The following is a 13,988-nucleotide window of genomic DNA, read 5'->3' on the forward strand; positions in this document are numbered from 1 at the left end:
GCCTTATTGGCTACACGAATGTAAGTTTATGAATGTTTTTTATTGTACGCACTTTACTGACACTCTAAAATGCGTTTTTTAATGTGTGTTCAAACATTCCGTTTGACTCATTTCTTTATATTTATTTCAGGCTTGTTTGATGCTTTCTGATGCGCTAAAAAAAACCATACGTCATATACATCAACAGGTCGCCGACAACCTGGGTGATTATAAACCACGTAAAGGGCAAAATTACTTGGTCGCAGAAATTGCGAAAACACTCAGTGGTGAATATCACAAAACCCAGCGCATTTGTGTGATGGAAGCCGGTACGGGGACGGGGAAATCACTCGCGTATTGCCTTGGTGCATTACCTTATACATTCAGTAAAAATAAAAAACTCGTTATTTCGACAGCAACAGTGGCCTTGCAAGAGCAATTAATTGAAAAAGAATTGCCATTTTTTGCAAAGCACTCGGGACTCGATTTTAAGTTCGATTTAGTCAAAGGGCGAAATCGCTATATTTGCTCGCAAAAATTAGCGATGGCATTGGAAACATCGCCAGAGCAACTTGAATTTATTCCTTTGAGTACCGCGCCGTTATCTGACATGGAAAAAAAGTGCTTAGAACAACTACAAACGGCCTATCAAAAAAATCAATGGGCCGGCGACCGCGATAGCTGGGCTGATACAATACCGGATGCGGTGTGGAATTTAATCGCCAGTGATAAACATTCATGCCAACGGCAATTATCAGGGCATCAACATTGCCCATTTCATCAATCCCGTAACCGCTTAAATCAAATGGACGTGCTAGTCGTCAACCATAGCTTATTATTAGCTGATCTCGATTTAGGCGGCGGCACCATTTTACCTGAGCCAGATAACTGTGTTTACGTTATTGATGAGGCACATCACTTACCGCAAATCACTCGTGATTTCTCATCCGCATCGGGCACAATCAAAGGCACAATCGAATGGCTCGAAAAACTACTTAAATTCAACCAAAAATTAGCAAATGCTATTTCATCACAGCGCGCGATTGGCCTTAACTTTAAATTGGCCGATGCCATTAATGATGCTAATTCGTTACTGAAAAAAGTTCGTGATTTTTTAAGTGAAACACCGTTTGAATTTAATGATGACAATGTTTATCGCTTTAAAGATGGCGAACTCCCAAGTGTCTTATCTGCATTAAGTAAAGATCTCAATGACGCCTCTTTGCTTATCTTGAAACATCTCAGAAAAATGCATGATGCGCTCACCCAAGATTTAAGTGATGGTGATGTCAAAGCGCACGTGGCTGAACCCATTTTGTCTGAAACAGGTGTATACCTTCAGCGCGTTGAAAATTTTAATAAGCTGTGGTTTAACCTCACTCACTCAAGTCAAAGCACACCTCATGCTCGCTGGATAAAGCAGTTAGAATACAAAAATAATCACGACCACCTCTTAGCTGACTGCCCCATAGAAGTGGGCTTTTATCTCAAAGACAAACTGTGGAACGAGTGTGCCGGTGCAGTCTTGTGCTCTGCTACGTTGACTGCACTCGGCAATTTTGATCATTTTTCGTATGAATCAGGTCTAGCAGGAGAAGAAGGGGTCAAATACTTAAAAGTTCCTTCTCCATTTGATTATCCAAATCAAGGTGTGATTCACATCCCTAAGATGGACAGTGAACCGACTGACAAAGATTTTACCGCTAACCTCATACGATGTTTACCTGACTTCATCAAAAAAGATCAAGGTAACTTAATCTTGTTTTCGTCTTATTGGCAAATGGGCGAAGTCGCTAAAGGGTTACGTGCTAAAGGGTTTAGTTTACTGATCCAAGGCGAAGCCTCACGAGAGTCATTACTGAGTTTGCATAAAAGTAAGGTTGATGGTGGTAATGGTTCAATCTTAATGGGAACGCAAGGTTTATCTGAAGGATTAGATTTACCGGGTAATTATTTAACAAATTTAATCATTACAAAATTGCCATTTGCCGTGCCCACCTCACCTGTTGAAGAAGCGCAAGCTGAGTATGTACAAAAGCGCGGTGGTAATGCCTTTTTGTCGATAACTGTGCCAGATGCGTCTAAGAAGTTAGTGCAAAGCTGTGGTAGACTGCTGCGAAAAGAACGTGATTCAGGCCGAATAGTTATACTAGATCGGCGCCTCATCAGTAAACGTTATGGTAAAGCCATGCTCGATTCTTTACCGCCGTTTAAACGACAAATAGATTACTAATGTTAGAACTAGCTTTAGACCCTTCAACGTGGGCCATATTATGCGCGGTTGCTTTTGCCGCAGGATTTATTGATGCAATCGCTGGCGGTGGAGGATTATTGACTGTCCCCGCCTTGCTCACTGCCGGTCTACCGCCTCATTTAGTTCTTGGAACAAACAAATTAGCTGCAAGCTTTGGCTCGTTGACGGCCAGCGTCACTTATTACAAAAAGCAGCTGTTTAATCCAAGCTTTTGGAAAAAATCCATAGCAGCGACTGCGTTAGGTGCACTTTTGGGCACTCTGATGGTCGATTTTCTCTCCACCGAAATGTTAAATAAACTCTTACCTCTGATCATTATCTTAGTGGCACTCTACAGCTTGTTTGGCCGCTTGAATCATGGTGACAGTGTCAAAATGCCAGAAAACATCCCACACTTAGCGCCAAAACAGATTGGCCAAGGTTTGAGTTTAGGTTTTTTTGATGGCTTAGCGGGGCCTGGTACGGGTGCATTTTGGACTGCCAGTAATGCCTATTTGTACAAAATGAATTTATTACTGAACTGCGGCGTTGCACGCTCAATGAATTTTGTCAGCAATGTGGTTTCGTTGGCTGCATTTGTGGTGCTCGGTCATGTTAATTTTTTATTAGGTATCACCATGGGCGCGTTTTTAATGTTTGGTGCCTGGTTAGGCGCTCATTCCGCCATTAAATTTGGCAGTAAACTGATCAAACCTTTATTTAATACGATGGTGATTATATTGGCTTCTAAACTGATCTATGAGGCCTATTTTGTATGACTATGACCGTTTTAGAACGACTCGACGCGCAAATTAATAAGCTCAAACACGACGCCAAAAAGTTTGATAACGCCAAGCTGCTCGATAAAAACCGTCACTTTCGTCACAAACAACAATTATTTGATCCGCATTTGTTTAGCAGTAAAAGTTTATTACTGGCTGATTACGTCGACGAAATCGCCGATGCGCTGTCCAACATGCCTAAAATGACACAGCGCAACAGCTATACTTTTGCAGTTGAAAAAATATCGCTGCAATTAGAAGCTATTGTGCGTGTTCTGAAAGCCACCCCTGTATGGGCAAAAGAGAACCAAGCGACCCGCAAAAAGTATTATAAAAAAGCGGTGCAGCAAGTCATGCAATCGTCCCATGAGTTATATAAAGAACTCTCTGAACATCATGAGTTTGAACGCCGCTTAAACGAAATGGTCTCACTGCGCCGTTTACAACTCGACAAGACTTCAACCGAACAAGCCAGTAAGATAAACTTAGAAATTCTTGCACTACATGGACGTTTAGGACGTTGCCGAAAAGCCATCAGTGCCATCGAAGATAAAATTCAACGAGCCGAAAAAGCAAAATGAAGCCGCTTTTTTTTTACCACCCTCTTTATTCGAGTTTGCCTTTAGGGCCTAAACACCGCTTTCCAATTAACAAATACAAAGACCTTTTCTCTAAGCTTTGTGGCACTGGGCTCGACCTCTCTATCTGTCAGGATCCTCCACCAGCAACCCTTGAACAGCTGCAACTTTGTCATGATCAGCAATATGTTGAGGCATTTATACGTGGTGAACTTTCAGAAAAAGCCATCCGCAAGATGGGCTTCCCATGGACAGAGCTATTAGTTGAGCGAACGTTGCAATCTATTGGCGCAAGTATTGCCAGTGCAGAAGCGGCATTAAAACACGGTATCGCCCTTCATCTTAGCGGTGGTTATCATCACGCATACCGTGAGTTTGGCAGTGGTTTTTGTATTTTTAACGATTTGGCCATTGCAGCAGCACATTGCATCAAAGCGCAAAAAGCAGAACGCGTCCTTATTTTTGATCTTGATGTACATCAAGGTGATGGCACAGCACAAATTTGCCAAAACCACCCAGATATCATTACTTGCTCAGTTCATTGTCAGCAGAACTTTCCTGCAATCAAACAACATTCTGATCTTGATTTTCCACTTGAGCGCGGCTGTAAAGATCAAGAATATCTTGAAACTATCCAGCAAGCATTGCAAATGAGCATCCGGCTGTACCAGCCAGATTTAGTGCTTTATAACGCCGGAGCCGATATCTACCAAGGCGATGAACTTGGCTATTTTGATATCAGCCTAGAGGGCGTATATCAACGAGATAGTTACGTAATAAACACCTGCCAAGAACTTGGATTACCGCTTGCCTGTGCTTTGGGTGGCGGGTATCAACGCGATATCAAACAATTAATTCAGGTACATTGGCAATTAATCAGAGCCAGTTTACCTTCAATGAACACGCTCTAAACGACAAATAAAGAACAAAATATCAACGAATTAATTCTCAAAATTGTCAGTTAAGTGTTACATTTAAATTCAGCTTTAACACACTGGCAGTGTATTTTATAAATTGGAGAGCGCTATGAAACTACATGATGACATTCACAATTATTATGAAAAACTCATGTTAGATGAAATCGTCAAACAAAAAATTGATAAAAAACTCGACGACGATACCTTGGCAGACTTTTGCTGTACGGTTCTCAATCATCTACCAACCCGTTATATCCGATTTGAAGTTGATATGGCGTTTTACTCACCGCAAAAAGAGCGGATAGAAATGGAAGCCAAAGTAAAAGAAGCCATCAAAGTGGCGCTTGAACTCATCGCTAAAAGACAGACCAATGAGTGATGTTTCTGATCAGCTAGCCCATGCACCCAAGCATGTGCAATTAGCTATTGATTTAATCATGCTGCTTGAGCAGCATGAACTTGATCCTGCTGACGTCATTGCTGCACTTGAAATAGTCAAAACTGATTTCATTCAAAAACAACTTACCAGCACTCAAAAATAACTCTTTAAAAAATAATAATAAAAATGATTACAGTAGTTCAGGCACGCCTTCCACTCCTCGATGTTTTTCGGGGATTTGCTATCTTTGGTATTTTTTTCATCAATATCACCATTATGCATTGTCTTTTTATTAATCAAGATGCGTATTTCTCACACTATCAAGATCCTGTTAGTCAGGTGATAAACCGGGGGCTTCAGCTGTTTTTTTATAACAAGTTTTTCCCCATTTTTTCGTTTTTATTTGGCTTTGGTTTGGCGACACAAATGTTGAAGAAACGACAGAACAAGCAAGCCTATATTGGATTTTTTTCACGTCGGATGCTGATCTTGTTTATTTTTGGTCTTTTGCACATTCATTTTCTATGGTCAGGTGATGTGCTCCATTTGTACGCAATCTTAGGCTTTTTATGTTTGTTTCTGATCCATTTAAAGAAAAAAGTACTCATTTGGATGGCCGTGGTACTGTTATTATTTCCTTTTTACGAGCAATTGTCGGAGTTTATTGTCCAAGCTTTGCCTGTTCAACTTGATGCGGCACTTGAGCGCTATTCAGAACAAGGCATTATTGATGTATTGCGCCACGGCAATTACCATGCAGTGATTAACCTCCATTGGCATGAATACCTTGCCAACTTACCTATGTTACTTTTTTACTTAGCCCCTATTGCCCTATCGATGTTTTTACTTGGTATTGCTGCAGGTAAATCAACCCTCTCTTTAGGTAGCCCACAATGGGTCAGCCATTTTCAAAAAACAGCAATCTCTATTGCCGTCATTGGGGCTTGCTACAAAGTCTGTTTTTTATTTTTGTTACCAGGCACAGCACTATACACCCATGACATCCTACGCCCACTTTGGTTCAAACTGATGTTTTTAAGCGATATCACGCTCGGTTTATGTTATTTATGGGGATTAGCGTGGCTTTGGCATCGCGCTCTGATCCAGGGGTTGTTGATGCCTTTGTCTTATATTGGCCGAATGGCGCTGACTAATTATTTATTGCACAGTGTCGTTGGGCTATTTTTATTCACACATTTAGGATTAGAGCTTTATCAAACCTTAAGTCCTGCGGCCTGTTTTGCCATTGCTTTAGCTGTCTTTTTCCTGCAAGCATGCAGTAGTGCATTCTGGCTTCGTTATTTTCAATATGGACCCTGTGAATGGCTTTGGCGATGCGGCTCTTATGGTACTTACTTCACTTTAAGGCGCATAAAATCAAATAAACCATTTATTTGAAAACAATCGTGCTCAATAATTAGCTATTAATGCTGAGTACTGAGTATTTACATTATGAAACCAACGGCAGCCAAACTTTAACACTGACGCCACCTTGTGTGCGGTTGTAAAAACTAATTTTACCTTGATGGGCTTCGGCAATTTCACGGCAAAGTGCCAAGCCTAATCCTGTGCCACTGCTTTTTGTTGAATAAAAAGGTAACAAGGCATTGCTCATGACCGTTTCACTCATTCCCTTTCCTTGGTCATTGATACTGATGATATGTCCGCGCTGCTGACCTTCGTTTGATAAATCAATCCTTACTTCTATATTTTCAGGTTTAGAGCCAGATTCATGAGCATTTTTCAGTAAATTAATTAACAACTGTTCTAATTGTGCGCGATCGGCATAACCATTTAGCTGAGGCAATTCACCTAAGTATTGAAATGACCATTGTAACTTTAAGGTGTTTATCAGCTCTTGCCAGTCAATATTAACAGGCTGAGGTGTCGGGAGTTTAGCAAATCGGCCATAACCTTGAATAAACTCACTCAAATGGCGGATCCGATCATCAATCGTATTAAATACACGCGCTAAACGTGGTTCATCAAGTTTGCCTGCTAACACTTGACCGCTGTGCAACATCGATGAAATCGGCGCAAGAGAGTTATTGAGTTCATGGCTAATTACTCGAATTACTTTTTTCCACACGGCCACTTCTTGACGACTCAACTCGCGGGTTAAATGTTTAAATAAATACAAATGATGGTATTGGTTGTTAAGTAAAAACCGCCCAGTTGATAAATGCCAAGTTTGCACCTCATTGTCAGCCACTTCAAAGCTAAATAAACCATCTTTGCCGTGTGATAGCGCAGCCCCTAACGCCTCGGGAGCGGTTGCTAAAATATCCTTGAGCAACGAGCCTTGAAGCCGTTGACCTTTTAAAAATAATTCACGCGCAGTTTGATTGGAATAGACTAAATGCTGACTATCATCTATCAACAACAACGCTTGCGGTGAACTTTGTAACACTTTGTCGAGCATCAGTTCACGCTGATAAATCCACTGTTTTTCTTGACGCAATTTATTGGCGGTCTCATTGTATAACTGGCATAAGCCTCCTAGCTCATCGTGCCCTTTGTAGCCCAACAATGTTGAGAACTCCCCATCTTTAAAATTGAGTAGCCCTGACTCTAAAGCTTGTAAACCTTGGTTAATAGGCTGAAGTAACAGATGGGTTAATAGCAGGATCAGTGTAACAGCAAGCAATACCACCGCACTGCTTAACATCAAGGACCAATCTTGCTGCCATACCAATATACTGGCAGGAAGCGCGCTAGTGAATGCCGCGATGACAAGTAACTTTGTTTGGATACGATGAAACACAGGCATTAATACTCAATCTCAAATTTTTGTAAGCGACGGTATAAAGCCTGGCGACTTAAACCAAAATGACGAGCCACTTTTGCAATCACCCCTTCATATTGACGCATTGCTAATTCCAACTCTGACTTTTCGGGTTCTCTGCTATTCTTTTGAGTTGATTGAACATTGGAATTATTGATGTTTAATGCAAAATGTTCAGCTTCAAGCATCCCTTCGGGGTTTAATACTGCCGCGCGTTTACAGGCATTTTCCAGTTCGCGGACGTTGCCTGGCCATGGATGCGCCAAAAGCATTTGCTCAGCCATTACACTTAATTCACGATCGGGTAAAAAGTGATGAACCAAAGGCAAAATATCATCAACCCGTTCATTTAAGGCTGGTAGCTGCAACTCAATCACATTTAAACGGTAAAATAAATCTTCTCTAAAACGACCCGCTGCAATATCTAAACGCAAGTCTGCGTTTGTGGCAGAAATCACCCGAACAGACACAGTTTGTGTCGTGACTGAGCCTAAACGCTCAAATTCACCACTTTGTAGAACTCGCAATAACTTCATTTGTCCAGACAATGGTAAATTACCAATTTCATCTAAAAATAACGTGCCACCATCGGCGGCTTCAAAACGTCCGACTCGTCGGCTGTTGCTACCCGTATAAGCTCCAGCTTCAGCGCCAAACAGCTCGGCTTCAATAAGATCTTGTGGCAACGCACCAGCATTGACTTTAATAAAAGGCTGCTTTGCTAAAGCAGAGTTAGCTTGAATAATCTGTGCGATGCGATCTTTCCCACTGCCATTGGGGCCAGTGATAAGCACTGATACATCCGATTTAGCTAACTGCAGTGACATATCGACAATCCGCTGCATCGCGGTACTCGCATACACAAGCCCAACTAAATCATGCTGTTGATGAGTAAGGGTGCGCTCATTTTGTTGCCGTGTGAGGATTTTATTCTGATTAGTTGCATCACCGAGTGCAATCAAGTTCGCAATGCTGACCAACAGCTTGTGATCATCCCAAGGTTTGGCTAAATAATCTGCCGCGCCCGCTTTAACCAGTTCAATTGCAGTCTCAAGCTCAGTCCATGCTGTGATTAAAATAATCGGTAAATGTGGATTCATCGCCCGTAACTCATGAAAAAGCGCCACACCTTCTTCGCCCGATGTGGTATCGGCACTAAAGTTCATATCTTGTAGGACTAAACTAATGCGCTGATAGCGAACGATTTGGAGCGCCTCAAACGGTGTTTGTGCACACACCACTTGATAATCATGAATTTCAAGTAATAACGCCAACGACTCTAAAATGGCGGGGTTATCATCAACGATTAAAATTTTACTCATTGTGTTTGCTTTACCTTAAACGAGTACTTAAATTAGCACTGGCTCATTAAGTACTCGCTTATTATTTTATACTGAACGTGTTGCAATACTCGGTGAGATATTCGCGGCACGTTTTGCAGGGGCATATACTGCCAATAAACTCATTGTAAGGATAAATAGAGCGGTGACAATAACGAACCAAGTATTCAGTTGTGGTAACGAATAAAGCGTCATTAACTGTTTGCCCAACAAGATAGCGAAAACCGCCCCAACCACCAAACCAATGCAGCTAATTAATCCATTTTCGAGTAAGAAATAATTGATAATATCGGACTTTTTAGCCCCTAAAGCCCGACGCGTGCCGATCTGTTTTGTTCGTTTGCTAATATTAAACAAAGTTAAACCAAAAATACCCAGTGCAGTTACAACAATCAGAATTACACTCAGCATGACTAGCATATTCATCATTAATCTGTCTTGAGCCACATAATCGGCCTTTTTTTCATCCAAACCGGTTAAGTCAGTAATCACTCGTTGCGATTCAAGGCTAAGCATTAAATCTTCAATTTTACTCATCACCTCATCACGCATACCCGGCTCAGTTCGCACAATAAACTTACGAATCGTTTGGCCTATAGCAAAAGGAAAAACAACCACATTGTTTGGTTTGGAGTCACTCAGCCACGGGCCTGTCATGTGATCAAGAATTCCGATAACTGTTAAGGGGTTATCGCCATAATAAATAACTTCTCCAAGCCCCGATTTATCTGCAAACATATCTTCAGCAAATTGTTTACTCACTAAGGCCACGGTCGGTAATTTTGAGTAGTTATTGCTCATAATCACATCATCACGATTAAAGTCGCGGCCTGCGATTATTTTAACCCCGAGTGCATCACTAAAATGCTCATCTCCCATAAAATACGATGAGCGCACTGAAGGTGCGGGCTCGGAGCGAGGCTTTAATGCAAAGCCCGTAGAATCTCCACTACCACTGATAGGCACTTGGTTGGTCATCACGGCATTCACCACTCCTGGTATCGCACGAATGGCAGCTTCATCTAACTCAAACTGTTGTACCAAGTCGATATTTTTACCAAACGTCGTGACATTAAATTTGAATATATCTGCTTCTTCATACCCAGTTGGTTGATTCAAATAAGCAATACGATCATTTATCATAAACGCCGCATTACTGACGATGGCAAGTGTTAAGGCGATTTGTACAATTAATAAAACTGCGCCTGCTCGAGAGCGCAGTAATGAAGAAAAAATAGGTTTAATCTCAGTCATCATTCGCTTCCTATTGGCTTTTTAAATAAATGGCAGGGTTGGTACGACACACTAACCAAGCAGGGTACAATCCAGCCAGTACACAAGCCGTCATCGAAATAAGCGGTGCACTGAGGTACATTTTTAAATTCATTACCGCTAGCGCCTCATAACCACTTCCAGAATGACGGATCCCCATCAGGCCAAGCTGCGCAACTAAAATTCCGCACACACCTCCTAGCAATCCCAATACTAAGACTTCAACCAAGTGCTGTGCAAAAACTTGGTTTTTACTTGCACCAAGTGCCCTTCTGACCCCAACTTCAGGTGCTCGTCGAAGAAATTTAGCCAGTAACAGTCCTAAAATATTGGCCAAACACACCGCTAAAAACATAAAACTTAAGCCAACTAAAATTTTGTTGTCTTCACTCACTACTTCGTTGTATTGCAACCACTGATTAACATTACGTATGACCACTCGAGGATTGTCTCGCTTAAATCGACCGACTTTTTTCTGCTCTTGAATATAGTTATTTAAAAACGCCTGATACTGCTCAACACTTTGTTGGTCAGGTAATTCGACCCAAAATTGCAACCATAAAATTTCTGAGTTGAGCTTGTCTTTAGCTGTTTGAATATCTTCATGTTTCCAACCATTATTGTTCCCCCAACTTTCGAGTTCTTTTAATCGAACTTGGGCAAATGGAATGTAAACCTGCTCGGTTTCTCGAAATGCACCGTTGTTCAAGTCATAAAACTTACTCGCCAGTGACCATGTTTTGATAATGCCCACTATGGTGTACATTTCATCATCTAAATAGAGGGTTTTGCCGATGTTATTTCCGCCACCGAATAACTGTTGATTGAGTGATTCACCAATGACCACCAAAGAATCACCTGTTATATCTGCCTCTTCAGACCAAACTGAACCATATAAAAAGGGCACATTAAACATGCTAAAAAAGTCACGACCTGTTGCTCGAGTAGGTTGTAATAACGGTTTAAAGTCTGGATTATTCAAATGGACCGCAAAGCCCGTTTTGACCATTGCAGCTTGCTTAGGCGCTTGTGCGGCGAGTTGTAAATTTTCGCTGTCTTGAAATGTCAGCTGTTTAGGCATATTGTCGCTCGTCCACCAGCCCTCACCTTCGTCCATGGTCTCAAGTTGCACCATGAATAACTGCTTACTTTTAGCTGGAATTGGATCCATCGACATCATGTGATAAACCGATAAGCTCGTCATCGTGATACCAATACCAATCGCAATGGCTAAAACCATTAAGAAACTGACCAAAGGGGTGCGCTTAAGGCTTCGCCAACTTAAATCTAAGTAATGTAAAAACATATTAGACTCCTACTGCCTTAGCCTGATCGCTACTCGTAATTATATCTGGTGCACCTTGATATAAAGTAAAGTCTGCCAATTGGCCATCAACCACTTGAATATTTCTTGGTGCGCGCCGTGCAAGATCCGGATCGTGTGTCACCATGATAATAGTCGCACCATCGCGATTAATCTGTTCGAGTAGCTCCATCACTTGACGCGCCATTAGGCTATCTAAATTACCCGTTGGTTCATCCGCCAGTAAAAATCGTGGTTTACCAGCTAACGCGCGCGCGATAGCAACACGTTGCTGCTGCCCACCAGATAGTTGCTGAGGTAAATGTTTTGCTCTGGCCGCCAGTCCGACTTGCTCAAGGCACTCTTCAATGCGACGCTTTCTTTCAGCGGCTTTAATACCACGGTAACGCAAAGGGACTTCGATGTTTTCATATAAATTTAAATCTGGAATAAGGTTAAAACCCTGAAATATAAAGCCTATTTTTTCATTACGAAGCTCTGCTAAGGCATTATCACTTAATGTGCCCACATCAATGCCATCTAACAAATACTGACCAGAACTATAAGGTTCGAGCATGCCTGCTATGTTTAAAAACGTCGTTTTACCTGAACCTGAGGGGCCAGTGACAGCGATAAACTCCCCTTCTTTCACGTTTAAATTAAATTCTCTTAAAGCGTGTGTTTGTACTAATTCTGATTGATAAATCTTACTAATATTATTCATCTCTAACATGTTCTTTTCCCTGTTGAATTTTTTGGTTGGTGAGTTGTTTGGTTGAAACAATCTGTATTTTTAATGGCGCTAACGTAGCAGAATATGCTCAGCATTATCGAACTGCTCATAACTCGACACTATGAGTGTGTCACCCTCTTGCACACCCTTATTAATCTCTACCGCTGCAATGCTGGTTGCCCCAATTGCAATCTCTATGCGCGATGCAATATCGTCTTCGACTTTATAAGCCACAAACCCGCCCTGCTGCATAAATGCACCTCGTTTTACCATCAAGACATTTTCACGGTTTTCTAATAAGATTCGGGCGGTGACACGTTGATTTTGACGCAAACTTTGGCTTTCTTGCCCCGAAAAACGAACCCGAGTGGTCACTTCCCGTCCGCTGACTTCGGGTGAAATGGCCGACAATGTACCAATAATGTTTTTTGCGCCCACACTGAGCTCTACACTCATACCCAGACCAAGTTCATTCGCATAACTTTCTGGCACTTGCAGCTCGGCTTCGAAGGCACTCAAATCAACCAGTGTCATCAGCGCTTGGCTGGCGCTAACCGCAGATTTTTGTTGCACAAGGTGATTACCCACAATCCCTGCTACTGGCGCTTTAATCGCTAGGTTTCTAACTTGTCGGGTTAGCTCATCAACCACTAACTGCTGGCGTTCAACGTCGCTTTTGGCTGATCGAAACTCAAATGCTAAGGTGTCTTTCGCAAGTGCAACTTCTTGCTTGGCATGCGCAAAGCTTAATTGAGCTCGCGACAAATTATCAACCGCCGCTTCTAAATCTATTTGGCTAATTAAGCTTTTTTTAATTGATAATTCGGCACGGCGGTTTTCTCGCTCTGCGGCGGTGAGTTCAACTTGGGCTAAATCTAAGGTTTTTGTTAAGCTCAATGATTTGCGCCGTGCATCGAGCTTTTGACGCTCTAACTCACCACGCAAGCGTTGCAACACTGACTCTTGCTGCTTTAAATTATTATTAAGTTCTGGGCTTGCAACCTTAGCGATCACTTGATCTTTGGTGACCTTATCCCCTGGCTGAACGAGTAAATCAACATACCCTTGCTCTGGGCTATACACCTGTGGCGCATTAGCAGCCACAATCCGACCTGTAGCGGATACATCACGAGTTAGATTTCCGCGCTCGACTTTTGCAAGCTGAACTCGATTGCTGTCTATCGATAGTTCTGAAGGCGCAGCATTTAATCCTGCCCATGCTAAACCACTTGCACTTATTACCAGTAGAGCCGCTAATCCATAACGTTTCGTCTTTCTTTTAGATTGCACGATAACGGTATCTTGTGAGCGCGTATCTTTAATCATACTCGCTCTCCTTGTGTGAACGCGAAAAATAAAGATTCAAATTGCGCAATCAACATCGCAATGAAAATAACCAATAGCGGCGCTGCAAAAAATAATAGCGTCAGAAGCATGTCCGTTCCTTAAATACTTAACTTAACTGTTCTGATGTATTCGAAATGCGTGCCAAAAAACAAAACAGCGTAATACATTGAAAAATAATAACTTGTAAGATTTTAAAAATCTTTTTCAGTGACCGCGGACACAAAAAAGTGTCCGCATCGGACACTTTTTAGAAGGTAGTTGAAGGAGTGACTTAATTCTGGGGGCAATCTCGATGAGGAAGCAGCTCTGTTGCTAGCAAATAATGAGAGTTATCGCGTTG

Annotated in this window: 13 protein-coding genes; 7 read left to right on the forward strand and 6 right to left on the reverse strand. The window is 41.9% G+C overall.

What is annotated here, in order from left to right; genetic code table 11:
* Positions 1-139 precede the first annotated feature (139 nt).
* From dinG to PULV_RS08615, 7 genes are all read left to right on the forward strand, one after another.
* Positions 140-2,212: an ATP-dependent DNA helicase DinG gene (gene dinG, locus PULV_RS08585; protein ID WP_193331472.1), complete on the forward strand. Its 2,073-nt coding sequence runs from the start codon at positions 140-142 to the stop codon at positions 2,210-2,212.
* Positions 2,212-2,991 (forward strand): TSUP family transporter, encoded by a 780-nt coding sequence (locus PULV_RS08590; RefSeq protein ID WP_193331473.1) that lies wholly within the window; start codon positions 2,212-2,214, stop codon positions 2,989-2,991. The genes dinG and PULV_RS08590 overlap by 1 nt, the downstream gene beginning before the upstream one ends.
* Complete coding sequence (locus PULV_RS08595; protein ID WP_086743677.1) at positions 2,988-3,575, forward strand: primosomal replication protein; 588 nt, start codon at positions 2,988-2,990, stop codon at positions 3,573-3,575. The genes PULV_RS08590 and PULV_RS08595 overlap by 4 nt, the downstream gene beginning before the upstream one ends.
* The gene (locus tag PULV_RS08600) at positions 3,572-4,483 is read left to right on the forward strand and encodes a histone deacetylase family protein (protein ID WP_193331474.1); all 912 of its coding nucleotides are present in this window, start codon (positions 3,572-3,574) and stop codon (positions 4,481-4,483) included. Before PULV_RS08595 ends, PULV_RS08600 begins: the two co-directional genes overlap by 4 nt.
* A gap of 115 nt (positions 4,484-4,598) precedes the next feature.
* Positions 4,599-4,868 (forward strand): late competence development ComFB family protein, encoded by a 270-nt coding sequence (locus PULV_RS08605; RefSeq protein WP_086743679.1) that lies wholly within the window; start codon positions 4,599-4,601, stop codon positions 4,866-4,868.
* Positions 4,861-5,031, forward strand: a complete 171-nt coding sequence (locus PULV_RS08610) for a DUF2496 domain-containing protein (RefSeq protein WP_086743680.1) — start codon at positions 4,861-4,863, stop codon at positions 5,029-5,031. Before PULV_RS08605 ends, PULV_RS08610 begins: the two co-directional genes overlap by 8 nt.
* Before the next feature lie 23 nt (positions 5,032-5,054).
* A complete protein-coding gene (locus PULV_RS08615) occupies positions 5,055-6,266 on the forward strand; it encodes a DUF418 domain-containing protein (protein ID WP_227009378.1) in 1,212 nt (403 codons plus the stop codon).
* Positions 6,267-6,318: 52 nt separating this feature from the next.
* Here PULV_RS08615 and PULV_RS08620 read toward each other — a convergent pair whose 3' ends face one another.
* From PULV_RS08620 to PULV_RS08645, 6 genes are all read right to left on the reverse strand, one after another.
* Positions 6,319-7,638 carry a sensor histidine kinase gene (locus PULV_RS08620; RefSeq protein ID WP_193331475.1) on the reverse strand — a complete coding sequence of 440 codons (1,320 nt, stop codon included), beginning with the start codon at positions 7,636-7,638 and terminating at the stop codon, positions 6,319-6,321.
* Positions 7,638-8,975, reverse strand: coding sequence for a sigma-54-dependent transcriptional regulator (locus PULV_RS08625; RefSeq protein ID WP_086743682.1), 1,338 nt, complete (start codon positions 8,973-8,975; stop codon positions 7,638-7,640). Before PULV_RS08625 ends, PULV_RS08620 begins: the two co-directional genes overlap by 1 nt.
* A 66-nt stretch (positions 8,976-9,041) precedes the next feature.
* Positions 9,042-10,247, reverse strand: a complete 1,206-nt coding sequence (locus PULV_RS08630; RefSeq protein ID WP_086744001.1) for an ABC transporter permease — start codon at positions 10,245-10,247, stop codon at positions 9,042-9,044.
* A gap of 10 nt (positions 10,248-10,257) precedes the next feature.
* Positions 10,258-11,571 carry an ABC transporter permease gene (locus PULV_RS08635; protein WP_193331476.1) on the reverse strand — a complete coding sequence of 438 codons (1,314 nt, stop codon included), beginning with the start codon at positions 11,569-11,571 and terminating at the stop codon, positions 10,258-10,260.
* A 1-nt stretch (position 11,572) separates the two neighbouring features.
* Complete coding sequence (locus PULV_RS08640; RefSeq protein ID WP_193331477.1) at positions 11,573-12,301, reverse strand: ABC transporter ATP-binding protein; 729 nt, start codon at positions 12,299-12,301, stop codon at positions 11,573-11,575.
* Positions 12,302-12,370: 69 nt separating this feature from the next.
* The gene (locus tag PULV_RS08645; RefSeq protein WP_193331478.1) at positions 12,371-13,627 is read right to left on the reverse strand and encodes an efflux RND transporter periplasmic adaptor subunit; all 1,257 of its coding nucleotides are present in this window, start codon (positions 13,625-13,627) and stop codon (positions 12,371-12,373) included.
* Positions 13,628-13,988: the final 361 nt, after the last annotated feature.

Origin of the sequence: Pseudoalteromonas ulvae UL12 (genome assembly GCF_014925405.1) — a bacterium.
Classification (GTDB): Bacteria; Pseudomonadota; Gammaproteobacteria; order Enterobacterales; family Alteromonadaceae; genus Pseudoalteromonas; species Pseudoalteromonas ulvae.